Annotated in this window: 29 protein-coding genes, 1 tRNA gene and 1 pseudogene; 11 read left to right on the forward strand and 20 right to left on the reverse strand. The window is 44.9% G+C overall.

Going from position 1 to position 24,744, the window contains the following annotated elements:
* Positions 1–2: 2 nt before the first annotated feature.
* The 10 genes from NST40_RS23400 to NST40_RS23445 all read right to left on the reverse strand — a co-directional run bounded on the left by NST40_RS23400 (position 3) and on the right by NST40_RS23445 (position 10,359).
* Positions 3–308 carry a PTS sugar transporter subunit IIB gene (locus NST40_RS23400; protein ID WP_036683292.1) on the reverse strand — a complete coding sequence of 102 codons (306 nt, stop codon included), beginning with the start codon at positions 306–308 and terminating at the stop codon, positions 3–5.
* Position 309: 1 nt separating this feature from the next.
* Positions 310–648: a PTS lactose/cellobiose transporter subunit IIA gene (locus NST40_RS23405; RefSeq protein WP_038572728.1), complete on the reverse strand. Its 339-nt coding sequence runs from the start codon at positions 646–648 to the stop codon at positions 310–312.
* 28 nt (positions 649–676) lie between these two features.
* On the reverse strand, positions 677–2,599 hold the full coding sequence (locus NST40_RS23410) for a BglG family transcription antiterminator (RefSeq protein ID WP_076191835.1): 1,923 nt from the start codon (positions 2,597–2,599) through the stop codon (positions 677–679).
* A gap of 352 nt (positions 2,600–2,951) precedes the next feature.
* Complete coding sequence (locus NST40_RS23415) at positions 2,952–4,382, reverse strand: YfcC family protein (RefSeq protein WP_076276785.1); 1,431 nt, start codon at positions 4,380–4,382, stop codon at positions 2,952–2,954.
* 2 nt (positions 4,383–4,384) lie between these two features.
* Positions 4,385–5,965, reverse strand: coding sequence for an amidohydrolase family protein (locus tag NST40_RS23420; RefSeq protein ID WP_076276784.1), 1,581 nt, complete (start codon positions 5,963–5,965; stop codon positions 4,385–4,387).
* A 90-nt stretch (positions 5,966–6,055) separates the two neighbouring features.
* A complete protein-coding gene (locus NST40_RS23425; RefSeq protein ID WP_342410049.1) occupies positions 6,056–6,769 on the reverse strand; it encodes a GntR family transcriptional regulator in 714 nt (237 codons plus the stop codon).
* A gap of 97 nt (positions 6,770–6,866) precedes the next feature.
* A complete protein-coding gene (locus NST40_RS23430) occupies positions 6,867–7,679 on the reverse strand; it encodes a fructoselysine 6-kinase (RefSeq protein ID WP_076276782.1) in 813 nt (270 codons plus the stop codon).
* Between the two features lie 16 nt (positions 7,680–7,695).
* Positions 7,696–8,664, reverse strand: coding sequence for an SIS domain-containing protein (locus tag NST40_RS23435; RefSeq protein WP_342410050.1), 969 nt, complete (start codon positions 8,662–8,664; stop codon positions 7,696–7,698).
* Between the two features lie 305 nt (positions 8,665–8,969).
* Complete coding sequence (locus NST40_RS23440; protein ID WP_342410921.1) at positions 8,970–9,656, reverse strand: cyclase family protein; 687 nt, start codon at positions 9,654–9,656, stop codon at positions 8,970–8,972.
* 184 nt (positions 9,657–9,840) lie between these two features.
* Entirely contained in the window at positions 9,841–10,359 is a 519-nt protein-coding gene (locus NST40_RS23445) for a TetR/AcrR family transcriptional regulator (protein WP_076128868.1), read from the reverse strand.
* A 199-nt stretch (positions 10,360–10,558) separates the two neighbouring features.
* Here NST40_RS23445 and NST40_RS23450 point away from each other — a divergent pair, with 199 nt between their 5' ends.
* Positions 10,559–11,584 carry a 2-dehydropantoate 2-reductase N-terminal domain-containing protein gene (locus NST40_RS23450; RefSeq protein ID WP_076276780.1) on the forward strand — a complete coding sequence of 342 codons (1,026 nt, stop codon included), beginning with the start codon at positions 10,559–10,561 and terminating at the stop codon, positions 11,582–11,584.
* A 59-nt stretch (positions 11,585–11,643) separates the two neighbouring features.
* Here the strand turns inward: NST40_RS23450 and NST40_RS23455 are convergent, their stop codons facing one another.
* The 5 genes from NST40_RS23455 to NST40_RS23475 form a co-directional block, all read right to left on the reverse strand.
* Entirely contained in the window at positions 11,644–11,790 is a 147-nt protein-coding gene (locus NST40_RS23455) for a hypothetical protein (protein WP_179087010.1), read from the reverse strand.
* Positions 11,783–13,375, reverse strand: a complete 1,593-nt coding sequence (locus NST40_RS23460; protein ID WP_342410051.1) for a sensor domain-containing diguanylate cyclase — start codon at positions 13,373–13,375, stop codon at positions 11,783–11,785. The genes NST40_RS23455 and NST40_RS23460 overlap by 8 nt, the downstream gene beginning before the upstream one ends.
* A 320-nt stretch (positions 13,376–13,695) precedes the next feature.
* Positions 13,696–13,781 (reverse strand) — tRNA-Leu (locus tag NST40_RS23465).
* A 158-nt stretch (positions 13,782–13,939) separates the two neighbouring features.
* Entirely contained in the window at positions 13,940–14,416 is a 477-nt protein-coding gene (locus NST40_RS23470) for a WGxxGxxG-CTERM domain-containing protein (RefSeq protein WP_076136668.1), read from the reverse strand.
* Between the two features lie 75 nt (positions 14,417–14,491).
* On the reverse strand, positions 14,492–15,178 hold the full coding sequence (locus NST40_RS23475) for a M15 family metallopeptidase (protein ID WP_076220018.1): 687 nt from the start codon (positions 15,176–15,178) through the stop codon (positions 14,492–14,494).
* 117 nt (positions 15,179–15,295) lie between these two features.
* Here NST40_RS23475 and NST40_RS23480 point away from each other — a divergent pair, with 117 nt between their 5' ends.
* Complete coding sequence (locus NST40_RS23480; protein ID WP_169744799.1) at positions 15,296–15,460, forward strand: hypothetical protein; 165 nt, start codon at positions 15,296–15,298, stop codon at positions 15,458–15,460.
* On the opposite strand, the gene NST40_RS23485 is transcribed toward NST40_RS23480, so the two are convergent.
* Together NST40_RS23485 and NST40_RS23490 are read right to left on the reverse strand one after the other, a co-directional pair.
* Entirely contained in the window at positions 15,457–15,792 is a 336-nt protein-coding gene (locus NST40_RS23485; RefSeq protein WP_076128863.1) for a YolD-like family protein, read from the reverse strand. The two genes, NST40_RS23480 and NST40_RS23485, sit on opposite strands and share 4 nt — an antisense overlap.
* A gap of 214 nt (positions 15,793–16,006) precedes the next feature.
* Positions 16,007–16,567 (reverse strand): hypothetical protein, encoded by a 561-nt coding sequence (locus NST40_RS23490; protein WP_076128860.1) that lies wholly within the window; start codon positions 16,565–16,567, stop codon positions 16,007–16,009.
* Positions 16,568–16,684: 117 nt separating this feature from the next.
* Between NST40_RS23490 and NST40_RS23495 the strand changes: the two genes are divergently transcribed.
* The gene (locus tag NST40_RS23495; protein ID WP_076128858.1) at positions 16,685–17,173 is read left to right on the forward strand and encodes a PH domain-containing protein; all 489 of its coding nucleotides are present in this window, start codon (positions 16,685–16,687) and stop codon (positions 17,171–17,173) included.
* Between the two features lie 73 nt (positions 17,174–17,246).
* On the opposite strand, the gene NST40_RS23500 is transcribed toward NST40_RS23495, so the two are convergent.
* Together NST40_RS23500 and NST40_RS23505 are read right to left on the reverse strand one after the other, a co-directional pair.
* Positions 17,247–18,722 carry a glycosyl hydrolase gene (locus tag NST40_RS23500; protein ID WP_342410052.1) on the reverse strand — a complete coding sequence of 492 codons (1,476 nt, stop codon included), beginning with the start codon at positions 18,720–18,722 and terminating at the stop codon, positions 17,247–17,249.
* A gap of 174 nt (positions 18,723–18,896) precedes the next feature.
* Positions 18,897–19,313 (reverse strand): cytidine deaminase, encoded by a 417-nt coding sequence (locus tag NST40_RS23505; protein ID WP_038572821.1) that lies wholly within the window; start codon positions 19,311–19,313, stop codon positions 18,897–18,899.
* 106 nt (positions 19,314–19,419) lie between these two features.
* Between NST40_RS23505 and NST40_RS23510 the strand changes: the two genes are divergently transcribed.
* Positions 19,420–19,851 carry a NucA/NucB deoxyribonuclease domain-containing protein gene (locus NST40_RS23510; RefSeq protein ID WP_076192139.1) on the forward strand — a complete coding sequence of 144 codons (432 nt, stop codon included), beginning with the start codon at positions 19,420–19,422 and terminating at the stop codon, positions 19,849–19,851.
* Between the two features lie 81 nt (positions 19,852–19,932).
* Here the strand turns inward: NST40_RS23510 and NST40_RS23515 are convergent, their stop codons facing one another.
* Positions 19,933–20,082 carry a hypothetical protein gene (locus NST40_RS23515; RefSeq protein WP_155288175.1) on the reverse strand — a complete coding sequence of 50 codons (150 nt, stop codon included), beginning with the start codon at positions 20,080–20,082 and terminating at the stop codon, positions 19,933–19,935.
* Positions 20,083–20,231: 149 nt separating this feature from the next.
* On the opposite strand from NST40_RS23515, the gene NST40_RS23520 reads away from it, so the two are divergent.
* The 7 genes and pseudogenes from NST40_RS23520 to NST40_RS23550 all read left to right on the forward strand — a co-directional run bounded on the left by NST40_RS23520 (position 20,232) and on the right by NST40_RS23550 (position 24,097).
* Positions 20,232–20,408 carry a YjfB family protein gene (locus NST40_RS23520; protein ID WP_076098563.1) on the forward strand — a complete coding sequence of 59 codons (177 nt, stop codon included), beginning with the start codon at positions 20,232–20,234 and terminating at the stop codon, positions 20,406–20,408.
* 163 nt (positions 20,409–20,571) lie between these two features.
* Positions 20,572–21,123: an ImmA/IrrE family metallo-endopeptidase gene (locus NST40_RS23525; RefSeq protein ID WP_036683410.1), complete on the forward strand. Its 552-nt coding sequence runs from the start codon at positions 20,572–20,574 to the stop codon at positions 21,121–21,123.
* Between the two features lie 66 nt (positions 21,124–21,189).
* The gene (locus tag NST40_RS23530) at positions 21,190–21,351 is read left to right on the forward strand and encodes a hypothetical protein (protein WP_155288176.1); all 162 of its coding nucleotides are present in this window, start codon (positions 21,190–21,192) and stop codon (positions 21,349–21,351) included.
* 365 nt (positions 21,352–21,716) lie between these two features.
* A complete protein-coding gene (locus tag NST40_RS23535) occupies positions 21,717–22,052 on the forward strand; it encodes a DUF3139 domain-containing protein (protein ID WP_076220020.1) in 336 nt (111 codons plus the stop codon).
* Positions 22,053–22,147: 95 nt separating this feature from the next.
* A pseudogene (locus NST40_RS23540) lies at positions 22,148–22,258 on the forward strand (phosphomethylpyrimidine synthase ThiC); the annotation flags it as partial.
* A 358-nt stretch (positions 22,259–22,616) separates the two neighbouring features.
* Positions 22,617–23,111 carry a sigma-70 family RNA polymerase sigma factor gene (locus NST40_RS23545; RefSeq protein WP_076220021.1) on the forward strand — a complete coding sequence of 165 codons (495 nt, stop codon included), beginning with the start codon at positions 22,617–22,619 and terminating at the stop codon, positions 23,109–23,111.
* Positions 23,108–24,097: a hypothetical protein gene (locus NST40_RS23550; RefSeq protein WP_342410053.1), complete on the forward strand. Its 990-nt coding sequence runs from the start codon at positions 23,108–23,110 to the stop codon at positions 24,095–24,097. The genes NST40_RS23545 and NST40_RS23550 overlap by 4 nt, the downstream gene beginning before the upstream one ends.
* Positions 24,098–24,744 lie beyond the last annotated feature (647 nt).

Genomic DNA, 24,744 nt, shown 5'->3' on the forward strand with positions numbered 1-24,744 from the left:
ACTTAAGCCCCCTTCTCCATCAGTTCAAGTGCTGTAGCCAGCACCTTGTCCCCATCCATCATGCCATAGTCCATCATATCGATCGTAGTTACTGGAATGTTCGGATATTCTGCGGCCAGATCGCCTTCGGCATGTCCCATTTGTGGTCCAAGCATAATGATGTCAAAAGGCTTTTGATCGGCGATGTCACTCTCCGCCACCGCATCAATAACCACTTCAACCCCTTGTGTCCGTGCCGATTCTTTCATCCGTTCCACCAGCATACTTGTCGAGAATCCGCCTGCACAGGCGAGCAATATTTTTTTCATCTTAGTTCACCGATCCTTTCAATTCTAGTTCGAGCGCTTTGCGTTCTTTGATTTCTTCGATCAGTTCCACAGCCAGTTCTCTAACCGTCAGGGCATTCATCAAATGATCCTGCGCGTGAATCATCAGCAGCGTAATTTCTGTCTTTTCACCCCGGCCTTCAGCCTGGATCAGCCCCGTTTGCACTTTATGTGCTTTGGTCAGGCTGGTCTTGGCGTTCTTAATCATCTCGCCCGCTTCTTCCAGGTTTCCGGCGCGCGCGGTTCTTACCGCTTTTAGGCTAAGGCTTCTTGCCTCTCCGCTGCTGGCAATAATCTGCATAATCGTTTGTTCATAATCCATGGGTTCTCCACTCCGTATCGTCATTTTTTTATAGTAGGTTCTCTATCTCATTCATAAATTGCTCATAACTATTCGTGTTTAGCAGCCGGTTACGGCTGTCTTCCTTCTCCATTAGAACCAGTAGCAGCTTGCTGATCTCTTTGTGCAGGAATAACTGCCCCGGACCCAGATTGATCAGAAAAATCAATTGGACCGGCTTACCCTCATAGATCAGCGGTTTCTTCAACACGGTTACACTGATACAGTCGCGGATCGCGCTCATCCGCATCGGATGAGGGCCGGCCACCCCATTTTTGTAAATGGTGGTGAATTTCTGCTCTCTGAGCAGCACTTGTTCGGGAAAATCGTCAGCTGCATAATGATTGCCCACGATCTCCCGGCAGCGCTGCTTTAACAGCTCCATGTAATCTTCGTCCGAACCAGACAGATGAAACAGCTCCCTGCGGAACAAATCCTTGAAATCCATCAGCTTGTAGGACGGTTCTGTGCGATTAATCTGCAAAGACAATATTTCTTTGATCCGCTGAATCTCTTGATCATCCAGCAGCTGTTTGATATGGATCACCGGTTTTTCCTTAATCTCTGTTGCCAGCGGCACAGTAGAGAGGATCAGATCCACAGGCTTGCTGCTGATCTCCTCCACCTCCGTGATGGAGGCTGTGATCACCGACGCTTTGGGGAATACCGCTTCCAGCTTCAGCCGGATTAACTGGGCACTGCCCCCTCCCGTCGAGCAGATCACGGCAATCCGCTTGAACTTCTCCAGATTGCGCTGCTGCATCCGTTCCAGATGGGTGGCAAAATGCAACGCGACATACCCTGCCTCATCGCGCGACATCCGAAACCCGTACTGCTCCTCTACAATCTCAGCGAAGCGGAAGGAAATGACGAACACATTTGCATACTGGCTGTAAACATCCTCCACCAATGGGTTGCCGAGCTGAAGATTGTAATACAACCGGTTCAGCAGCGGGAACATATGCAATAGCAGTGCTTCGCGCAGCTCTTGATCTTGAGTGAATCCAGTAAGGAACTCGCGGTCCAAGCGCTCCAGAATAGCCGTGATTCCCTCCCGCAGATGCGATTTGGTCTCTTCCGACATCCGTTCCATAATGGTCTTGCCAGAAATGTGCAGCGCCAAATAATCAATCTCATCCGCCGGAAGCTTAATCTGGTATTGAGAGGAGATGAAATCTGCAATACTCCCGGCAATATCCTGATACAGCGGCTCAGGTGTTCCCTGCAAGGCTTGTCCAGCCACAATGAAATTGTGCTTGGAAACTCTGTAAAGAAGAATGAACAGATGGGTCAAGATATTATCCAGAAACACATCCGAGATCTTCAGTTCTTTTTCCTTGAGGATTTGCAGTAGAAATCCCTTAAGCTGCTCAGCATCGAAGTCCTGACTAAAAGCATGAAAATCCTCCGTATGCTGCAGCGTATGACCCGATTGCAAGATAAAGTAAGAAAAGGCTTTACGGAAGTCTTGCTCTTCCCCCTCGATTTTCATGCCATAATGAGCCCGACGTTTCAAGCTAAGCCGGAAAGCGGCAAGTCGCTGCTCTACTTCCTTCAGATCGGAAATAATAGTAGAACGGCTAACGCCGATTTCTTCCGCCATGTTATCCATAGACTGATAGCTATCGTTCTGTAAGAGATAGAATAGTAAATACTGCTGGCGTGATTGCTTATTATCGAGATCCACCTGATCCAGCTGCAGCATTCCTTTTTCCTGGTAGCTACTGAATTTGGCTTCATCGCCAATCTCCAGTAGATAACCCTGGCCGCGGATCATACGGATACCGAAACCATTCGCCTCTCCTGTTTTGTCGAGTGCACGGATCACGTCACGGAGAGTCCGTTCGGACAACCCCACTTCGGCAATCAGCTCACTCATGCGCACAGGACTCTTGCGGGTATATAAAATATTAACAATCGTATATTCTCTCACCTTAAATTCCCTCATTTGTGATACTAGTATCGGATGAAGCACTCAGCTGGTTATGAATACATCATACGTGGAAGCGTTATCTTCTGAACAGTTTGTATTCTGCTGTTTGGAACGGCAGAAACTGACGGATAGGAAAATAACGGATTAAATTCTTAGCATACATTATTTGTGGCCACAAATCAGGAGGAAATATACAACAAAGAGGAGAGTGTGATGTGAGGGGAATAGGATCAATATGTAGGTTGGAACCAGAAGTATCTTTTACTAATCAAAAATCCCAAGGTCAGTATGACCTTGGGATTTTGATTATCTTCTGCGGGAAATCCCGCATGGCTTTGCAATATGTTATCCACTACATGCCCACAGCTGAGGAAACTGCGGCAAAGATTGCCGCCACCAGCCAAAGAATCGGAAACAGCTTGAGTATTACCTTTAACCATTGTCCAAAATTGATCCGGGCGATGGCCAAACCTGCCAGCAGCACACCGCCTGTTGGCGAAATGAGATTCGTTAGTCCATTTCCAAATTGGTATGCGGTTACTACCGCTTCGCGGTTAACACCCACAAGATCGCCTAATGGTGCAAGCACTGGCATCGTCAAGGCCGCCTCTCCTGATGACGAAGGAACCAAGAACGTAATAATATTATGCACGACCAGCATGATGGTGGTGAACAAGTAATTCGGTAAACCCTTAAGCATAGTAGCTAGGCCATTCAAAATGGTATCGATAATCATCCCGTTCTCTGCAACGACGAGGATCCCCCGGGCTAAACCGATGATCACAGCAGCGTAGATAAATTCCCCGCAACCTTTAACAAAATTCTCGGCAATTTCCTTTTGACTCATCCGGGTGACAATCCCCGAAAAAATACCAAGTGCAAAGAAAAGCGCTCCGATCTCAGTCATATACCAGCCTTTGCTCAGTATTCCCCAGACAATAAGCCCCAAGGTAAAGATGAAGCCGCCAATAATTAATTTATCCCGATTGGAGAAACTTACTTCTATCCCATCATTCTCCTTGATGAAGTGTTGGCGGTTTAGAATATCATTTTGGAATACCGCTGATTTCTCCGGATTCTTCTTCACCCGTTGCGCATACCACATCGTAAAACCAATCGATATCGCAGTAAAAACAACCCATTCAATAAATCTCAGCCATAGCTGTGGATTTCCCTGCACCCCTGCTACGCCTTGCGCAATCAATACAGAGAAAGGATTAACGGTTGATCCGACATAGCCGATCTGTGTTCCGAGAAATAAAATTAGAATCGCCGTCATGGAGTCAAAGCCCAAGGCAAACATTAACGGTATAAAAATAGCGTAAAGCGGAATGATTTCTTCACTCATCCCAAAGGTGGAACCCCCCAGGCTAAAAATCACCATGGCTATCGGAATCAGTAATATCCCTTTACTTTTGAGTCTTCCGGCTAAAGCCATCAGTGCCCGGTCAATCGCCCCCGTCTGCAGAATAATTCCAAAAGCTCCCCCTACAATCAGGACGAAGGCGACGACATCAGCAGCATTGATGATTCCCTCCAACGGCGCACTGGCAATTTGAGCGAATCCTTGTCGCAAATCCCCTTGCTCACTGATTTTAGGAACGGTATGATAGGTTCCCGGGATGATGGCTGTTCTGGAGGAACCATCCACCAGCACTTCCTGGCGGTCAAATTGGCCGCTCGGGACAATCCAGGTTAATCCGGCAATAGCCACGATAATCAGAAAAATCAATGTATAACTATGAGGAAGGGACCATTTTATTTTACGTTTAACCGTTTCCATTTCTACCCCTCGTTCCTGGCAGCATCATAGGTGATTTGACCGGAAGTAATTGTCAAAATCACACGTGCATCTCTAATCTCGGTTGCAGCTGTATCCAGAAGATTACGGTCAAATACAGCGATGTCAGCAGCTTTTCCAACTTCCAAGGTTCCTGTACTTTCCATACCGCAATGTCTGGCCCCGTTAATCGTCCAGGCCTTTAAGACTTCTGATGCCGGCATCCCCTGCTCGAAATTCCAGCCTCCCGGAGGGGATCCATCAGGGAACAGCCGAAAAGAAGCCGCATAGAGCGAATCAGGAACACTGGTGAGGAAAAGCGGCAAATCTGTACCTATCGTAATCGGAACATTGGCCTCAAGCATGGACTTGTAATTATAAAACCGGCTTTCATTTTCTTTTCCGGCCACAGCAGCCATATAAGCATCCTCATAAGAAGGATTCAAGAGCAAAATCTGGGCATATACCTCGGCAAAAATCCCATTCTCCCCCATCCTCTGAATGTCATCGGGATGTGGATATTCCAAATCGCTGATTGAATGCCTAATCCGCTGTGCTCCCCGGTTACGATTGCAATCTTCGATCATGTCTACTGCCTTACGAATTGCCGCATCCCCCTCAGCTGTTAGACAACATTTCATTCCATGGCTGTCTGCTGCCCGAAATGCCTCTTCTAACCCTTCGTAATCAACTGACTGCAAGTTTGTAACACCTGGCATATCCGCATAAGGCACCAGCATATCTCCCGTATGATCAGCTACCACACCATCCAACATCAGCTTATATCCCTGAAACCGAAGAAATTCTCCTTGATAACGCCCTTTGTACTGCAAACCCGTGGAAATATCAATCGGCTGCAATACAGGTTCAAGCGCAAAATGGACCCGCAACGGCAGCTCTCCCGCTGCTTCCAGCTCTTCAAGGACCGGCAGCAAACCGCTATGCCTGTCAAAACCTATATCTTTTATCGAAGTGACACCCCGCTTAGCAAGCATCCGGGCAAAGTCCAAAAACTCTTGTCTGACTAATTCCTGATCCTGCATCATGTCATGAAGGAGACGGGCGCGTGATTCCGCGCTGCATTGGTTAGGGAGAAACTGATACTTATCCTGAGCAAGCTTGTTCATCCAACAATAGCTTTTCGTCAAATTAATGGCTATTACAGCCCTTTCAGTAAAAGCTTCGTCTAATAAGCTTTGCCCCGGAAGCTCGCCCCAACACTCTTCACTCCACCCGTAAGCGTATACATTTTGCTTTAAGGGTGTTTTTTCTGCCTCTTGTTTTAGCAACTCTAAAGCCTCTTGGATTGTAGCGACATTCGTCAGATCCACTCCACGGTGCATGGACATGTAACCGGTAAAAAAGACATGGTTATCATGTACACCAGGCATAATGAACGCATCCTTCAGATGATGAACAAATGTTGCCGGTCCTATCCATTCCTCTGCTTCTGCCGGGTGACCAACCGCGACGATGCGCTCCCCTTGCAGGGCAATAAATGCTGGTGAAACGCCATCTTCTATTCCTGTAAATACTGCATTAGACAATAGTACCCGATCTGCAAAACCATGTTTAACTGCTTCCATGATTTCAACGCCTTTCTGCCGATTAATAATACGACTTATAACGTTATATCGAAGCTTCTGCTTCCCGCTTACCGCAAGAAGAAGAATGAATTATAAAGTAAATTGATAACGGTCACCGATAATGTACTGCTTGCCTACATGAACCGGCTGACTGTCCTGATCATAAATAATAGTGTTCATATAGAATAAAGGGTCACCAATGGGAATCTCCAGTAACTTCGCTTGCTGTTCATCAGCCAAGGTGATTTGCAATATTGATTCGCCTGGCTGATTGGGATCAATATGATAGCGGTTCCGCAGCAGCTCATATACCGATCCTTCAAGCTGTTCATCCATTAAGAAAGAAAAACGGTCATACGAATAATAGTTATTTTCCAGCATTAGAGGTCTCTCCCCGGCATATCTTTTACGTTGAATATATAACACCGGTTCCCCCTGCTGTATTTGCAGCCGCTCCGCGGTTTCCTGATCGGCTTTAAGCTTAATTCTCTCTGTAACGACGCTGTGCGATGAAACTCCATTGGCTTTGCAGGCCGCCGTAAAACTGATGATATGCTCAATTTTGCGGCCGATCTTTTGTGCATTGACAAAAGTGCCCTTGCCCTGGCGTTTCGTCAGAAATCCCTCATTCACCAATTCCTCTATAGCTTTCCTAACAGTAATTCGGCTGACATTATAGGTTTCACTAAGCTCAATTTCAGTAGGAATTTTATCTCCTGAATTAAAGGTACCGTTCGCAATGGCAGATTGGACCGCTTTTTTCAATTGAATATATAATGGCTCTGCCTGCTCTGAATTTAACATGATTTACCCTCACTTGTTATATAACGTTATATTACTCTATTGTTAGAGTAACAAACGATCCTCTTTTTCACAAGCAAAGATAAGTACGCATCCGTTGTTAATAAGAAGCCCCGAATCCAAAGGAACCTTCCACCATACAGCTCTTGGCCGCTAATCTGGAGCCTTCCCGCATAGCAGCTTGAATATCACCATCCTTAATCATACTCATTAAAAAGGCAGTAATATAAGAGTCGCCTGCTCCCATCGTATCAACAGCCTCAATAAGCTCCGGGGTCTGATAATAAAAGCTTGTTCCATCATAGGCAATGGATCTGTCTCCCCCGCGTGTTGCCACCAATACTTGGCCTTCTCTTCTGCGTTTAGTCTCAATAAAATTCTGCGTCTCTTCATCCGTCATATGGCTGCAGGAAAAGAAAGCAAAATCCGCATTGCCAATATACCGTTCTACCTGCACATCCTCGAAGTCATCGGAGAAATCAAAAGAGAGGGGAATCCCCAGTTCATTCAGCTCCGCCAGCAAATGTCCGGTGTGACTATAAAGCCCTGTATGGATGATATCAAACCCGCGGATATATTCTCTGTCAGCTTCACTCAACGCTATTGGATTCAGTCTGGTAACCCCGCCTTCGTTGCTGCCCAGAAATACCCGTTCCCCATTCTCTAAGGTTACCCGTGCACATCCGTTCTCTCCGCTATGATGTCTGCAATGTGAGATATCGATTTCCAGCTGCTGCAGCGTATTTTCCACAAGACGTGCCTCGTCATCATCGCCGAAAACACCGAGGAAAGCCGCGTCAGCTCCTTCACCTTTGGCGAAAACACTAAAGTTGAGCGCATTGCCGCCGGGATACATCGTACGCTGATGAACATACTTGTCTACCACATTATCGCCAATACCTAGCACTTTCATGGTTTTATCCTCCCGATTAGTAGGCTACTTTCCCCATATAACGGCGGGTTTCTAGCGGATGATTTCTCACCTCGGCAAGAGCCTCGCGATAGACACAAATGATACTGTAGAATAATACCGGATTAAAGAATTCCACAACTTCATCAGCAATTGTACCAATTCCCAGCTCTTTAGCATCAATCACTTCGACTTTCTCTGCATACTGATTCAGGAAAGTCCGTGCCCGTTCATCCAGCTCACGGGTGCGCCCTTCATTAATCATTAGGATGAATGGGGTTTCTTTATCCGTCACTTCAAAAGGACCATGGAAGAATTCACCGGAGTGAATCGCCGCAGCATGCAGCCACTGCATTTCCATCAAAGAACAAATTGCAAATCCATAAGCATGTCCGTACGAAGCTCCACTCGTCAAGATATAATAAAGCTCCTCATTACGGTATTTGTCGGCAAACACACGGGCACGTGGAGCGACCTGCTTTTTACCCTGGTTAATAATGCCGTCGATGGCTTCCAATCCTTTTTGAAAAGCTTCAATATGCGCATACCCTTCAGCCACATCTAACAATTGAGTAGCGAGATCCAGAATGATAGCCATCGGGTTGTTTTTGACATTGCTGTCATCTCCCCATGCATACAAGAAAGAAAAATCAGAGTAATTCAGCAGCGCAGCTTCCTTGTTATGGGTTAGGCCAATGGTGTGCGCTCCATGCTGTTTGGCTACTTGCGCCGCAGCTACCGATTCCGGTGTATTTCCGCCGTGGGAACAAACGATTACTACCGATTGTGTGCCCAGACGTTTAGGCAATACATGAACAAACTCATTCGCCGTATAGAGCCCCGCTACCAGTTTCTTCGCTTCACTATCCAGAAAATATTTCGCGGGATACATATCAACCAGTGAACCCCCACAAGCTACAAAATATACCTCTGAAATCCCCTCTGCCACTTTTTCACGGATACTTTGAACAACCTGATTTGTATTCATTTGATTCTCTCCTTTGATATAACGTTATATAACGTATTGTTTACGAGATAAATATAACCGCTTTCAAAAATGCTGTCAACTATTAATTTATTCAGAATAAAACTCCAAATTATCTTCGGCAGCGACGATCTGTAATGCTCTGATTTTTAAAATAAAAAATCGCATGACCTCAATATTTCATGAGAGTCATGCGATCTTCTAATCGAGGATGGTAATGACGGGGATAGAACCCCTACGGTACAGGAACAGTCCGAGATGATATTGCAGATATAATCACAGGCGAAACAACTACTACTGAATAGCCTTTAATCTTCTATTTCAACGATTACATTAATGATAGAAGCATCATGGTCTTTAATACGAAGTGGTGCTGCGAAGGCAGAAATGAGTTTTTTGCCAACTAATGGAGCTGGGTTAATATCTTCATAAATGAGCATTGTCGGCTCTTTATATTTCTCATGATCTAAAAAGGCATGATGGACAAAATAGCCGTTTCTTTTTGCTTCTGCCAAATTTTCAATGCTCAAGGTATCAATAGCTACTGCTTTGCAGTTTGGGAGCTTCGTCCGGATGTATTCGGCAGCTTCCGGAGAGACAGCAGGAAAATTATTGGCGTATTTTTCGAAATCCGTATCTCTGTGTTTCCAATAGCTCGTGTTGAAGATTAGAATATCCGCTTCATTAAGTTCTTCATATTCCTCAAGCATATCGATTGTGATAAAGCCGTTTAGGCCAAGCGGGCAGTCAATTAATAGTGGGTTTCTGTAGATGAAGTCTTCTATAGGAACAGCATCTATCCCCTTACCGTTATTCAAATGATGCCATGGTGCATCGACATGGGTACCAGCATGAAGATAAATGCTTAACACACTTCCGTTCCATTCATCTCCTTTAATCAAGCGCTCTCTAGGATCTAATTTCACTTCTGGTAATCCTGGAAAAATAGGCATTCCTTCATAAATTGGGTAACCAATTTCGACGAATTTTGAAATAGTAACACGCTCCTATAGATCACATAATTCCCCTCTACGTATACTCATTTTTTTGTACAGGAATTGTGCTGGTCCGATAATGTAACGATAATATTACAGCTTAAAGTTGTTGATAAATAGTACATTATTGCAGTAATTATTATATAGCTTCCTAAAATGCCACTCTTAGTGTGTATTTTTCAAACTATTTGTTCTGATGACCCAAAGAATAAATTATATTGGCAATGGTTTGCGGACTTTCTCCACCATTGGACTCGAGCCACTGATTAATAACTCCAATAGATCCATAAACCTTGTAAGTGAAAGAATAGTCCCTTAGAAAGGGTTCGTTCCAATTTTGTTCAAGTAAAACTCGTGTTAAAAATTCACTTTTTCCACTCTCTGAAATTAGAAGCTGATACATGGTTTTCTTATCTTGAATAATGTTTAACAGTTTGACCATGGATTCTTCAGATGTGCAAGGACTGCCTCCTTCTTGTAATGCTTCCACCAATTCTTTATTAAATTCATTCTGCATCACTTCAAATAATTCAAAAGGATCTTTGTAGTGCAAATAAAAGGTGCCACGGTTGATATCAGCGTAGTTACATATTTCAGTGACCGTTATTTGAGGTAACTTTTTAGTTTCTAATAAAACCAGGAAGCTCTCTTTAATGAGATTAATCGTATATTTAGTTCTTCTGTTATTCTTGGTTCCAACCATATGCTCCTCCTGTTCTATCCTTTCAACATAATAGATGTAATCTGTTTACTTCATAACATTTACAAAGGTATTGATTATTGTGATTGTTCAGACGTATAGATTATACTGACAACACGACATTAAATCAACACATGTCCACTTAATGAGGAATTAATAAGCCAAAATCTATTTTTATATAATACAAGGAGATGAACTAACAATGACAATCACTTCAGATAAAACAAACATTCTTATAGTAGGTGCAGGAGCAGTAGGTTTCTCTGTAGGTTACCATCTACACTTATCAGGCACCGATGTTACCTTTCTTGTACGAAAAGGACGAAAAGCAGACTTCGCTCCTCCTCAGAAACTATATTGCTATGACGATGCTACATTGAAAGATTTTAGCAACTTTAATGTCATAGAAGATATAGAAGAAATAGAACCTCAGCAGTATCAATTTATTATTATTACATTGGACGGAAATGTGAGCCGTTCACCAGAAGGCGTAGCTACGTTATCCAAATTGGGAGATGTCGTTCGTAATTCTAAAACTACGGTGATTATGAGTGCGTTTGGAAGCGGGATTCGTGAACATTACATTCAGTACATGAGAATTCCGGAAGACCAGCTGTTAAGAGGAATACTGGGTACGTTAAGTCATCAATCCAAGGCTGATTTGCCTGTGCATGCACCAACAGACCCCAAACTCATTAACCAAGCCATTGTCTGTTACAAACATCCGGCGAACAAGGTCGGTTTCCAGGTCGAGAACAATAATAAATCAGCTGCCAAACAATTTAGCGCACTGTACAATAACTCTGGGGTCTCACGCTGTGGTCAAGTAAGTCCGGCGATGTTCAATATTTACTCTAGTATAGGTTTTCCTGTATACGCTGCTTGTGATATCGTAGGTTGGCCTAAATTCTCAGCCGTTATTGCAAATAAAGATCTTTGGCAGCTCGCTTGCCGTGCTCAGGGTGAAATAGCATCCCTGCCCAAGCATGGTCTAATCGGTAAGATTATGAGTTTTGTGATGGGGCCACGCATGACAGCAAAAATACATCTCAAAATGGAACAAGATATGCTGCCGCTAGATTATCAAGCATTCAATCGTTTCCATCATGGGGGTAAAGTGAAGGCTCAGGATGTAGAATCTATACGGAATTCGATTGTAGAGGGAGAACTTCAAGGCCGGCAGATGAAGGCTTTAAAGGAATTATTGCAACGTGTTGAACATAAATAACATTCACACAAAAAAACAGTATTTCATCAAAGATGAAATACTGTTTCCGCTCCGAACATTCATAATAGCGAATAACATTTTCCTTGTTCAGCTTGGAAGGTTACACTTTCGTCCTTTGCTGCCCGCTGACTTGGGCCACCCGTGCTGATGTGCAGCATTCGGTCAGCCCACACATGGCAGGTCTGCGTAGCCATTGTTTCAAACATCAGCGACCCTCGTCTGGTTTCTTCCCCTGCTCTTGGCCAAGTATAACGCCTGATCCGCCTTCTCCAGCAGCCCCTCCCGCTCCAATGTATGAAAAGGATAATGGGCGATTCCTAGAGAGATTGTAACCTGTGTCTCGATTGGCCCCCTGCTTTGTTCCATTGCCCGCCGGACTCTTTCAGCTATGATGAAAGCTTCCTCAGGTCTTGTGTGGGCTAGCAAGATGATGAACTCTTCACCGCCGTAGCGGTAGCAAACATCGTCTGGACGAACCGAGGTAACTATAACTTTGGCTACATGTTTCAGCACTTCGTCGCCGATGAGATGACCGTAAGTGTCGTTCACGAGTTTGAATTTGTCTACATCCAGTACAATGAGCGAAAACGGTTGTCCTGAGTCAATCCACTGACTCATCGTATACTCTAACGATCTCCGGTTCATTAGACCGGTCAGAGCATCCGTCGTAGCCTCTTGGGTCAGTTGATCCGTCTGCTTCTGAATATCCGTCATGGCAAGCAACACAGCCTTGGTCAGCAGATCTGCCTCTCGGCTCCATTGCGGCTTCGCTTCTGGCAATTCAATCTTCTCCTTGCCCATTCTGCTCACCAGATTTGCCAGGTACACAAAAGGCCGGGCCAGCTTGCGTGCTACGAGAATGACGCCCATCAGGAGGATAATGAACGGAAACAACGAATACCAGAGAATGGTCCGAAGGTGCCCCATCAGTTGATGATGGATGACACTAATCGGCGAAACGACCACAATTCCCCATCCGTTGGCTGGAACGCTGGAGTATCCGGCAAGCATTTCAACGTCACGGGTGTTACGCACTTGCTGTTCCCCACTCTCCCCATTCATGAGTTTCTGCGCAACCTTGTTATTGCTGACATCCTCCCCAATGAGCTGCTTATCCGGGTGGTACAACAGATGCCCACTTGAATCCACAATATAATAATAGGAGCCAGAATCGTCCACGTTATTGTCGCCAAAAATCATAGACAAAATATTGTTCTCCTGCAGATAAAATGTGCCGCTCAAAATACCGCGATATGTACCATTCTTGCTAAAAATCGGCTGACTCATAAAAACGATTAGTCTCTTTGTGGTTTGGGTCATGTAGGGGGAGGATATGTAAGGTTTTTTTAACGCCAGAGCTTCCAAACCGACCTTAGAAGTAATATGGTTTCCTGCTGACCCCAAACTAGCCGGTACTACATTGCGGATCAGCCCGTCGGCATCGAGCACGGCGATAGAATTGAAGTAATTGCTACTATTGCGCATCAGTTCCAAATTATCATCCACTTGCTTCGGCGTTGAGGTTTCGTCATCGGAGAGTATGTCAGCACTGTATTCCAAACTGCTGCGCATGGACTGAAATAAGGAATCCATTGTTTTGGTCATTCGGTCAGCGTTGTAGTAATTCAGATGGAGTGTAGTCTCCATCAATGATTGTTTTTTGGACTCGTAAGAGCCAATCAGAAGAATGCTTGAGGTTAGTAGAACCACCAGCGTAACCAAGCCCGTAAGCAGCGATGTAAGACTGAGCTTTTTACTTTGACCCGGGTCGGCTCTTCTCAGTGTAAGCAAACTTTAACCCTCCTTGGTTCTTGAAAACTAGATTAATCAATAATACAACAAATTAAGATGTTATTCGACAGTAATCAAAAGGCTCGGATCTCTCATACCACTGTGCGTACCGTTTGATATACGGCGGTTCATGAAATCTTCCATATTAAAAAAACTCCTCTCCAAAGCTTGCGATTAGACAAGCACTGAAAAGGAGTGTTATCAACCTGATTCTGTGAGCTCGGATGTGATTCCAAGACACACAGAACCTTTAGCTTTTGACGGAAGTTTTACTCAAGAAAAACAAAAAAAACCTTGATTTCTCAAGGTTTTCACTATGATGCCGAGGACGGGGGTCGAACCCGTACGGTACTCACGTACCGCAGGATTTTAAGTCCTGTGCGTCTGCCTGTTCCGCCACCCCGGCATATTATGTGTTGAAGCTTCATACGTTGTTCACATATAACGCGACAAGAAATATAATATCATGAATATCGATAACGCGCAATCCTTTTTCGAAAAAATTTATTCACAATAAAAATAACCCGTTCAGCCAGAACCGATACGGGTTATTATAAACGCGGATTATCTACGCTCGTCACTTCTGCTTCTCATTCCGGCAAGACCCAAAAGTCCAAGCAGACCGAGCCAGCCCCAATTAGATCCTTTGTTAGTTGCAGCATTCGTTGTTGTACTAGTTGCACGGTATTTGCCGGTCTGTGTGGTGTTGGTTGCCGGGTTGACAGTGCTGTTGGTTCTGTAGTTATTTCGGGTGTCATTGTAGTTATTGGTGTTGTAGTTGTTAGGTCTGTAATTATCATCGATGCGGATCTTATCTTTCATAATGCTCTCATGCTGATTCAGCGTTCCCGTGGTGCCGTTCATTAAATTGCCTTCCGTGTTCATCATCCGAGTGTGTTCCGCAGTCCCATCCATCCCGGTATTCGCGGCTGGGATACCGCCCAATGCTGCTGATCCCACGGCATTTGATGCATAGCTAGCTCCCATTAGACTCATTGATAATACAGTACCGCATGCAAGGCTTGTTATCAGCTTGTTCACAGTGTTATGCCTCCCTTTAAGGTTAGTTATCACTGATAATTTCCCCTTGGACGGCACTGTCTATGCATGGTGGTTTTACTCTTTTACTACATTAACTGTCTTAGTCACAGCATCATAAGTAACCTTTGCTCCAAGCGCCTCAGCCAGCGCACGTATGGGTACATAGGTTGTTCCGGTATCGAGAACGCCATCGGTAAGCTTGCGGCCGTTTAGGTTAATGGTCACTGTAACGTCTTTGTTCACCTGATCATCCCCTCCGGTAATCTTTTTTAAAGCCTCTTTGGCTTGGTCCGTCGTTGGACGTTTACCTGCCCGAAGTTGATCTATAGTTAAACCGAAAGTCATTTGCAGATGTGAATAATCTTTAAAAGAGGTCCAGTCCCCGCCCCATTCTAAACCAAGCCGCTTAGCCTCCTGTACAACCTCTTGCCAATCTGCTGTCTTATCCTTATCACCATCACGATTGATATCCCAAGAAAGGCTAGTGCCATTCGGCAGCAAAAGCGCAAAATCAAACGCAAGACCATAATTATGATAGCTGGTACCGCCTTTAGCGTTGGTAACTATCGGTCCTGGTTTGCTTCTACCCTGCGCATACAAAGCATTTTGCTCAGCAATGGTCCGTAGACCCTGAGTAATAACGATAGGGACTCCTCTCGCATGGCTTTGCTGAATCAAAACATTCGCACCTGCCGCCAAGACAGGATGAAGCCCGACCAGACGCGCCGCGGATTTTTCCCTCAATTGCTCCAAAGTCAGCATAGAATCACCCCTTTGGTATATTCAATGATGCCTTTGCCCTATTTGCCTGTACCCCTGTCCCCCTTAGGATGATTTCCACAAAAAAGGACAAAATATTTAACGAAAGGTGGGAGACATATGGATATTCATAGCGATAGCTATAAAGTTGCAGCCCTTAGTGAACAGGAAGAAGCACTGGAAATTATTCGGAATGCTGAAGCTTCCATTGCACATCTGACCGGTAATCCTACCGTTACCTTAATCGCTTATGAGAAAAGCGAAGGCAACGGTTCTCAGCATTAAACGATGTAGACCTCGACAATATCATCCACATCGATCCACTTCCATTCCTCCGCCCACTGCAGCTTAAACTCACGCGAGTGGGTGTGAATGGAAGTCACAAAACCACTTAACATCGTATTTTCAAAAGGGTCAAAAAGAACAACTGTCACTCGTACATGACTCCGCAACGACAAAGCCAGTGTACATTCAATCTCCTCCAGCTTCTGCTCATCCAGAATAGGCTTGATGCGGCGCAGCGTTTCCCGTTCATCTCTTATAATTCGTATCTTATGCTCCGGCAGCATCATGCGGCTGCTTTCCCACAGCCCGTTTTTCTCCAGCTTTTTGCCCATGGTAACCCCTCCTTAATTATATATCTATTCCTCTAAACACGAACGTATGTTTGTATTATATCCGCATCTTCGCATATTAATCAATAATCAGGAAAAAGATACCTTTTTAAGGGTTACTCTTTATTCAAAAGATGTATATTAATGTATATCTATTCAAGATAAAATTCGCAGCAAAAAAACGCTGACAGATAAACTGCGCAGCGCCTGATTTGATTTATTCTTGAACAACGTCCCCAGACTCTGAGGTAGCCTGACCTTCGGAGTCTATAAGTCCTGTTGCTTCTCTTGCCTCGTTAAGCTTGGAAATACCGAATAACATCGCTACATCAGCGTTCTGATTCAATTCATTAAATTGCTCAGCCGTAACGTTTGCGGAATCAGCACCTTGAGAGGCCTCTTCTTTTAAAGAATAAGCACTTTCAAAGGCAACTTTAGACTCTTCGAGCAACTTACGAATGTCTTCAGGCAAGCTGGAGGAAATTTTTACTTTCTCGGCTTGATTCGATAAATCTGTTGCGGTACTCTGGAATTGCTTAATTTTCTTCTCCAACTGCTTGTCCGTGAGTTCTCCTGCTGAATAACCCGCAATGGCTTCGTTGAACTCCGCTAAAGAAGTTTTTCCTGACTCTTCAAGTTTAGACATTTCATTGTAGAAGTTTTGCACGGTCTCCTGCACTTCTTCCTCCGTGGCAGGTGCCGATGAAGTTGAATTATTGCTGCAGGCGCTAAGGATGACAGTCATCATCAGCATTCCTATTAGTAAAGCTTTTTTCATTATTTATCCCTCCACTTAACAGGATAATGTCGGTTTGTGTAAAGCGCAAATGAAATATATGTAAAATGACTGTTATGTTATAATTATTTTAATTGTGATCAGGAAAGGAGAGTATTTATGCCTTATTGCACCACCTGTGGAGCGGAATACAAGCAGGGCGCTAAATTTTGTGGAGAATGTGGAACCAGCCTTGACGGTACCGCTCCAGTAACCGCTCATCGACCAGCAGTAGATAATCATGTCATTCAAGAAGTCGTGCTCTGGAAAGGCAAACCTGCCGGCATCTCGGATCGACTCAAAGGAATCGTAGGACTTAACACAACTTCATATACCATTACAAGTCAGCGTATTATGGTAAAGACCGGACTTATCGGTAAAAATGTTGAAGAAATCGAATTGCTGCGCGTACGCGATTTATCCGTAAAACAGTCTATCATGGACCGGATGCTTGGCATTGGATCATTAACTGTATTTTCTGATGATGCCTCAGCGCCTCAGCTTCTTTTTCGAAAAATCCATGATGCCCAAACCGTCAAAGATGTTCTGCGCAAAGCCGTTCGTGACGAGAAGATCGCCAACAACATTAGCTACCGCGAGCAAATTTAAGACGTTCATACGTAAAAAGGCCCCGGAAAACCGGGGCTTTTTGCTTGCGCTTGCACACTTGAAGTACTCTTTTTTAAGGAAGATAAAATGCCCCCGCTGGGATAACCCCCTTGATCTGGCTCGGACTCTCCCACTGCAAAACAACCCGGGCGTCGCCCGCATTCTCATAATACTCCACCTTTATTTCATACGGCTTACCTGCAATCAGGTTTATACTCCCTTTTCGTTCCTGGCCGCTCTGATTCACCCAACTATCAATGACTAGCCCGCCATCAATCCATACCCGTATCCCATCATCAGAGTAGGAATAAATGGTATACACCTCGCTAAAAGCAGCCGTCAGCTTCCCACTCCACCGCACAGAGAATGCATCTACACGAATGGCAGGATCAGGTGAACCTTGTCTCCATGAAAAGTTAATATTGGCATCCGTTCGCAACAGTGCAGGCGTGCCGCTAAGCGTCATGTTATTGTAATATTGGCCACAGAGTCCACTCTCCAGCACACTATCCCCGATAGCAGCGAAAGCGGCGGCCTCAGCAGCATACTCCTCTCGTGTGAATACCATTTTGTCGTTCATAAAAGCTTTTATCACAGCGTCGGTATTCTTCTCATAGAGGAGTTTCCCCCAGGTCAGCTGATAAGACCATTTGGGCTGTGTTTTGGACAACAGTTCAGCAGACGGAAGCTCTCCATTCTCACCAATCGCAATCAGCTTGCCACGACCCAGATCCCATAAATTATCATAATGACTAATCTTGAAATCCGCGTCATAAATGTCGAGCGCCAGCACATCTACCTTATCACTGCCCGGATAGTATTCTGCCGGCTCATCACACCACTGATTTTTTGCGTTTGGACTCCAAACCCACAATAAATTATGCAGCTTATGATAATTGGTAAAACGATCGAACATAAGGCTCCACAATGCAGCGTAATTGTTCTTTTGCCCCCACCAAAACCATCCACCATTCATTTCATGATACGGCCGCCAAAGTACAGGAACCCCTGCGTCATTAAGCTTTTTCAGCGACAGGGCTATCTTATCCAGATCAGCTAACAGAGCATTATACTGGGTGGTACCTGGGGTTATATATTTATCAAAATCAGCATTGCTTAGGCTCGTATTTACATTCCCCCAAGTTGGCGCTGTCCCCGGTAATGCAGCGTGATAACACATCGTTACAATCCCGCCGGCCCTAGACCAGCGTATCGCACTGCTGACGACCCAATTCCGTTGATTGTCAATTAGAGCCTGTGACTGATTATTGATTGCTCCCAGCTCGTAGCCATGCAGCGCAGCATATGCCCCGCTGGTATTTTTAAGCTTCTCCATGAGCTCGTCTGCACTTTCCAAATAATCATGTTGGCCGCTTATCACACCCTTTCCCTGCAAGTAATAGAGGGTATTCAGCAATAGCTGAGCCGAGGACGACAGCCCCGAATCCGCCGGAGCCATTTGTAATCTGCGAAAAGCCATCTGCCACTGCACATCGCCCACGAACCTTGATGCTGAATCAACCATCTGACGAATAATCCGCTGCTCCATCTATTCTCACCATCCTTTTAAATCTTTTTAAGTTATAGTATGGGGACAATAATGACATGAACTCAGCGAATGGACATGAAGTTGTAAAATAAGTTGGGACGATATAAGGAACTGCTGAATAAATTCACGGCTCAACAAAAAAAGGAGCTCCGCGGCTCCTCATTACTTTTTTTCTTATCTCGTGTACCTTAAAGGCAATAGCTCAGTGATTTCATATTTAGCTAATCGGTCATCCTCCGATACAATTATCTTGCAGTCTATTCCATAATCCGCAATTAACTCTCGGCACATGCCGCAGGGAGAGACTACTTTAATCTCTTTTTCCTCGCTGTCTGGGTCAGAATGCCTTACCGCAACAATCGTATCAAATTCCTTATAACCTTCGGATATCGCTTTGCCAATCACCATCGCTTCTGCACAGACTGTAATCCTCCCCATGCTGGCTTCCACATGTACCGCTGTAAAAATCTCTCCTGTTTTAGTACGAAGCGCTGCACCCACATGGTGCCGTCCCCATTCATAACGCCTGGTAATTATATCTTCGGCAGCCGTAATAAGCGTCTGATCCTCAATGGTAATTATGTACTCCATATCCAGTTCCGTCCTCCTTTATTTTACCTAATTATATTAAATCGCACTGAATTATGATATAAGATATACTATTTTAAGTGCCAAAAAAGGAGGAGCAGATTTGAAAGTGAAAAAATGGATCTCCAGTCTCATCATTGTTGCATTACTTGCTTTGGCTAGTTACTGGTTTGAACAAAACGGAGAGCCTACAGACCCCTCGTCTCCATCCGATTCGAGTGTTGTTCAGCTAACCTTCCCATCAGACCGCTATCCTGAGACCGCCAAACATATTCAGGATGCCATTGCGAAGGGTGAATCCGCCACATGTACGATTAACCGAGAGCAGGCTGAAGAGAACCGTAAAGAGTCCTTAAAAGGGATTCCCACTAAAAAGGGGTATGACCGGGATGAATGGCCAATGGCTATGTGTAAGGAAGGCGGCGTTGGTGCCGACATTGAATACATAACGCCAAGCGATAACCGCGGGGCAGGAAGCTGGGTTGGCAATCAGCTGGAGGATTATGCAGACGGAACCCGGGTAGAATTTATGTTTAAATAACGGTCTGTCTGACCAGCCCCAGGCAATAGAATAGCCCCACCTGGCATTCGCCAGATGGGGCTACACTGCACATCAGCTAACTTAGAATAAGCAAGCTTTAGTGATGATAACCAGCAAGATGAAAAGTACCAGAATTGCTCCTGTTGAAGTCCAAGGACTACACACCGGACCTACTGATGCTGGACTTACTACCGGACCTACGTTACAACCACAACCATGTTCCATTCCCATTTTCAATTCCTCCTAATGATTAATGACTACAGCACAAGATATGTAAAAAGGAGATAAGCCGTTTGGGCGAATTGGCAAACAAATGCCAATCACCTAATGAATTGAAGGTAGACAGTCGATAAACAGGATATACACAAAGGAGGTGCAATATGGATATAGCTGCATTATCAATGGCAATGAGCCAAGCATCCTTAGCTCAAAATGTTGGGATACAGGTCATGAATATTGCCAAGAATCAGGCTGAAACCCAGAGCCAAACCATGGTGGAAATGCTGGGCAAAAGCGTTGCTCCTAATTTGGGAAAAACACTTGATATTAGTGTGTAATTGCTTTATGCTAAGGATACATGAGAACGAATGTTCCTGTGTATCCTTAGCATTTTTTTACTCTACATAGCCCTTCGGGCTTTTCTTTTGCACATTTATGCGAACATACGATCCCATTAGTGATTTATTAGTGATTTTAAACGAGGTGAATAAGTTGGAGAACATGAAATCATATTATCAAATGACTGTGCTTGAGAAATGGACAGAGGATTTATACAAGCGATTAAATCTTCATCAGCCTTCACAAATTTCAATATCGTATATTGCAGAGCGGCTTAATATCTGGGTTCATTATTTGGATGTGAGAAGCAAGAGCATTGAAGCGTCTGCAGGGATGTACAGCCTGTTTATCGACAACCGCCTTCCAGCCAATCTTCAACGGCTAGAGTTTCTTCATGAACTGTGTCACCTCCTTCGCCATGGCAGTGATAATCAGACCTTGATGCCAGAGCATTTCACGCGGGCACAGGAGGATGAATCCGAGCGTTTTATCTTGTATGCGGCGATGCCTTACTCCATGATCTCCCGCATGACATTGCCTGAGCAACGGGAGGATGCCATCTCCTATCTCGCAGCAGAATTTCAAGTTCCTGCCGAGCTGGCCTTACAGCGGATTGATCAGATCCAAAGACGTGTGTTCCAAGGGCAATTATTGGCCGTGATGGGAAGAAACGAAGAACGACTGACACATATTCGCAACGGATCACGGAGATAATAAGCTTAGTTGCAATAGTGCTCTGCATATTCATTTATGGTGGAATTTCTCGTGAGGGGGAACGACATGGAAGCCATTAAAGTAATTGAATTATTACTTACTCATCCGGATTATAATGTAGATGCAGTACACCCCGAAATCCCGGATTTCGTGGGCATTGAGACGATTGAGGTGGATCACGAAACGGGGACCTTCTCCATTTTATTGCAAGAACCCAAAGAGGACTAAAAGAGAATCATTATTCTTCATAAGTTAAAAGGCAGCAAATATAGTATGTCCCGGCAATTCTTCTTTCGCTTACGCCTGGATTACTATCAGTATTTGCTGCCTTTTTGTATAATCTGTTATGCAGATACAAACTGTATCACACCAATAAGAATTAGAATAACAAATACACCGACAAAACCCCATATTTTAAAACTATAAGATTTTCACCTCCGGCAGCCTCGGACTTGCCTGGTCCTCCAGCATCTTAATTTGCTGCTCCAGCTCCAGTATTTTCTCTTCCTCCTGCGTCATATATCTATGAATGACATACCAGTCTCAGTATATTATCTTATACTATATACAAATTATTTATATGGAGGGAATTAATGAAGAAAAAAACAAAACTAATCTTCATCGTTCTAATCCTTTTAATCTATGGAATAACATCCTTATCCTTCCACTACTTCCAAAATCATATGAACAGAGAAGTCATTCATTATCTAGTAGAGACGAGAAATTATAAGAAAGAAGATTTTGATAAAGTATACACCCAGATTGCCAAAGCTCCCCTCGTAAGTACCACGGTGATTTTTGCAGACGAACCCTACGCAAGATACTTTTATCGAAAAGAAAATGGAAGGATCTTTCAATACAGCAGGGCTCCTGTTAAAGGTAATGATCCTAGCTATACATATAAACATATCGAGGAGAATCTCCCGTGAAGGAGTTGCCCTATAAAAAAGACGCGTTTGTCCAGCAGTCAGCACTTGGCTGCTTGGGCAAACGCGTTTTTTAATCTTCCCTGCTCTAAATAGGTAAACATCGTTTGCGTAGACAGGTGATGGTAGAGGGTCCAGGACATGTGCCGATGCACTTGACTAAAGAGAGTATGGATAAGCAACTTGAAACTTGTAACGAAGCCCCTTTTTAGACATTAGGTCCACTGACTACAGATAACATTGGCGTGGTTCTTAGCAGCTATCGGACACAGTTGATCTTATGCGCGGTATAACCCTCCATTTCAAAGTGTAGCGGACCCCATAGCCTTTATTGGCATGAAAAACACCATATAAGACCTCCTTTTTAAGGAATAGCGTCACTGGAGTCCGCGAACCTGCTCAAAAGCCTATAAATATACAAATAACGACTTCTGAGTCCGTAAGCCTGTGGAGATAATTTATGAATAGGTATTCTTTACGCTCAAACACAAAGGAATTTTCTCAGGAACAAAATGTGACCTAATGCCGTCCTAAATGGTGTTATAGGTAAAGGGGGGGCACAGTATCATGCAGCGATCCATGACCCGGCCGGGAAATCATGTGATGAAGAGTTACGAAATCTACGCAGATATGCTGTTCCGGATCGCATTGGTCCATCTAGGCAGCCGGCAAGATGCCGAAGAAGCCACTCAGGATACCTTCATCAAGCTAATAGAAAAAGCGCCGGAGTTCAAAGATGCCGAACATCAGAAGGCATGGCTGATCCGGGTGATCACCAACCATTGTAAAACACTACTGGGCAGAGGCTGGCGCAAGCGTGAGGTTAAGCTGGAGAGCGCTGAGCCAATTGCGGCAGACAGCCCCGAGGATTGGGCTCTGCTGCAGTTAGTTATGGCGATGCCCATGAAGTATAAAACCGTAATCCATCTTTATTATTACGAGGACTATCCCATCCAGGAGATCAGCAAGATTCTGCAGATTAGTCAGTCTGCCGTGAAGATGAGACTTCAGCGGGGACGGCAACTGTTAAAACTGGAGCTGGAAGGAGCAGAACCACAGTGAAGGAAGATCAGTTTCGAACAACATATAAGAAAGCGGTGGATTCGATGAAACCAGGTGAAGAGATGAAAAAAGAATTGTTCAATAAAATAGAGCAACGGCAGGAGCGGAAGCGTCCGCGCAAAACCGTTTATATCGCGGCAAGTGTCGTGCTCGCCGCAGGAATCGGTCTGGCTGGGCCTAGTATATGGCAGCAGTTGAACAGTCAGAGCTCCCCAGGGCAGGTTGCCCAGGTAACTCCGGGAGCAAGCATTGCTGGCAATTCAGGCACAGCTACATCCGGCAGCATTGTCATTCCCAAGCTGAAACTGCCAGATAAGGAGTCTGGCGTGAAGGCAGATATGATCGCCTTGGTCGTGTATAAAAATAATATTTATACACAGTCAGCGACTCGCATTGACGCTTACGATGCTGCTGCTCTGCGCGGTGACAAGTTGGGACGCACTACAGGCGGCATCAACGAATGGAGCATTAACGACGAATATATTGAGTTAGCCTCGAACATCGGCGAAACGGATCTCTATTCCGTGAAGGGCTATGACTCCAGCTTCCTAATTATGTCCTATTCGGAAATCAACGGTAAGGTATTCGCCGAACTGTATGAGCACACGAACGGCATCACCATAAACAGCGGCGCCGACCTGTTCGGCAAGCTGAATCTTGAAGGCCGAGTTACTTCTGCTCAATGGGAAAGCTTCAACAGCTGGAACAACGGCCTCCAGCAGCAGGCGCCAATCGCCAATGGCGAGGCGCTTGATGGCTTCCTGACAGCCCTCCAAGCTGCCAAACCGCTGGCAGCAGAGCCGCTGATCGAGCAAGGCATCTACGACAGCGAAGACCGTAAGATCATCTATTTGCAGCTGGAAGACAACGCCCGAGTAGAGCTGACGCTGTTCGGTCAAGGACTTGTTCGCTACGGTCAAGCACCGGTATTCTTCGAGGTCGAATCCGGGGCATTCCAGCAGCTGTGGAACAGCATGAAACTTTAGGATTGCTGGTGGAACTGCGATCGGGACTGCAATCAGGACTGCGATCGGGACTGCGATCGGGACTGCGATCGGGACTGCGATCGGGACTGCGGTTGGGCCAGCGATCGGAGGCAATTAGGGACAACGTTTCGGTCGCCCTGCTCTCCATTGGACAATTTAGCTGGCTGTTAACAAAAACGGCGCTGCTTCAAAACCATTTCATGGTTTGGAGCAGTGCCGTTTTGTGCTTTACTGTATGGTTTACGAGCCCGCATACTAGATATGCTGGTTGTAGAGGTGAGACTACTGATTGTTCCTTTAAAAGCTGCTTCTCATTGTAATTTCTGCAACTAAATCTATGAAGAGCACGGCACTAACGAGCTAACGAATTAACGAACTAACCTCCTCCACCTCGAGCTATCGGACCCAGATGTCGCTATTTGCTGATTTTCAGCCTTAAGAGCATGGTTTCGGACTCCATGGACGCTAATGCCTAGAAAGAGGCTCACATGCGGTACTTTTTATGCCAATAGTGACTATGGAGTCCGTTAGAATTGCAAATTTGGAAAAAAAACGCTTTAAGGGTCAGCTGTGTCCGACAGGAGAAGCATCGTTCACGTAATTGTTATCGAATCAAATTTCAAAGGAACACAGGGTCTCTCTCGATA

This window comes from Paenibacillus sp. FSL R10-2778, assembly GCF_038593035.1.
Classification (GTDB): domain Bacteria; phylum Bacillota; class Bacilli; order Paenibacillales; family Paenibacillaceae; genus Paenibacillus_AQ; species Paenibacillus_AQ odorifer.

What these genes read in the sequence shown, in the direction of transcription:
- NST40_RS23400 (WP_036683292.1), bottom strand. Translation starts at nt 308, where the DNA reads ATGAAAAAAATATTGCTCGCCTGTGCAGGCGGATTCTCGACAAGTATG.
- NST40_RS23405 (WP_038572728.1), bottom strand. Translation starts at nt 648, where the DNA reads ATGGATTATGAACAAACGATTATGCAGATTATTGCCAGCAGCGGAGAG.
- NST40_RS23415 (WP_076276785.1), bottom strand. Translation starts at nt 4,382, where the DNA reads ATGGAAACGGTTAAACGTAAAATAAAATGGTCCCTTCCTCATAGTTAT.
- NST40_RS23420 (WP_076276784.1), bottom strand. Translation starts at nt 5,965, where the DNA reads ATGGAAGCAGTTAAACATGGTTTTGCAGATCGGGTACTATTGTCTAAT.
- NST40_RS23425 (WP_342410049.1), bottom strand. Translation starts at nt 6,769, where the DNA reads ATGTTAAATTCAGAGCAGGCAGAGCCATTATATATTCAATTGAAAAAA.
- NST40_RS23430 (WP_076276782.1), bottom strand. Translation starts at nt 7,679, where the DNA reads ATGAAAGTGCTAGGTATTGGCGATAATGTGGTAGACAAGTATGTTCAT.
- NST40_RS23435 (WP_342410050.1), bottom strand. Translation starts at nt 8,664, where the DNA reads ATGAATACAAATCAGGTTGTTCAAAGTATCCGTGAAAAAGTGGCAGAG.
- NST40_RS23445 (WP_076128868.1), bottom strand. Translation starts at nt 10,359, where the DNA reads ATGGTTGGAACCAAGAATAACAGAAGAACTAAATATACGATTAATCTC.
- NST40_RS23450 (WP_076276780.1), top strand. Translation starts at nt 10,559, where the DNA reads ATGACAATCACTTCAGATAAAACAAACATTCTTATAGTAGGTGCAGGA.
- NST40_RS23455 (WP_179087010.1), bottom strand. Translation starts at nt 11,790, where the DNA reads ATGTTTGAAACAATGGCTACGCAGACCTGCCATGTGTGGGCTGACCGA.
- NST40_RS23475 (WP_076220018.1), bottom strand. Translation starts at nt 15,178, where the DNA reads ATGCTGACTTTGGAGCAATTGAGGGAAAAATCCGCGGCGCGTCTGGTC.
- NST40_RS23480 (WP_169744799.1), top strand. Translation starts at nt 15,296, where the DNA reads ATGGATATTCATAGCGATAGCTATAAAGTTGCAGCCCTTAGTGAACAG.
- NST40_RS23485 (WP_076128863.1), bottom strand. Translation starts at nt 15,792, where the DNA reads ATGGGCAAAAAGCTGGAGAAAAACGGGCTGTGGGAAAGCAGCCGCATG.
- NST40_RS23490 (WP_076128860.1), bottom strand. Translation starts at nt 16,567, where the DNA reads ATGAAAAAAGCTTTACTAATAGGAATGCTGATGATGACTGTCATCCTT.
- NST40_RS23495 (WP_076128858.1), top strand. Translation starts at nt 16,685, where the DNA reads ATGCCTTATTGCACCACCTGTGGAGCGGAATACAAGCAGGGCGCTAAA.
- NST40_RS23500 (WP_342410052.1), bottom strand. Translation starts at nt 18,722, where the DNA reads ATGGAGCAGCGGATTATTCGTCAGATGGTTGATTCAGCATCAAGGTTC.
- NST40_RS23505 (WP_038572821.1), bottom strand. Translation starts at nt 19,313, where the DNA reads ATGGAGTACATAATTACCATTGAGGATCAGACGCTTATTACGGCTGCC.
- NST40_RS23515 (WP_155288175.1), bottom strand. Translation starts at nt 20,082, where the DNA reads ATGGGAATGGAACATGGTTGTGGTTGTAACGTAGGTCCGGTAGTAAGT.
- NST40_RS23520 (WP_076098563.1), top strand. Translation starts at nt 20,232, where the DNA reads ATGGATATAGCTGCATTATCAATGGCAATGAGCCAAGCATCCTTAGCT.
- NST40_RS23525 (WP_036683410.1), top strand. Translation starts at nt 20,572, where the DNA reads ATGAAATCATATTATCAAATGACTGTGCTTGAGAAATGGACAGAGGAT.
- NST40_RS23530 (WP_155288176.1), top strand. Translation starts at nt 21,190, where the DNA reads ATGGAAGCCATTAAAGTAATTGAATTATTACTTACTCATCCGGATTAT.
- NST40_RS23535 (WP_076220020.1), top strand. Translation starts at nt 21,717, where the DNA reads ATGAAGAAAAAAACAAAACTAATCTTCATCGTTCTAATCCTTTTAATC.
- NST40_RS23545 (WP_076220021.1), top strand. Translation starts at nt 22,617, where the DNA reads ATGCAGCGATCCATGACCCGGCCGGGAAATCATGTGATGAAGAGTTAC.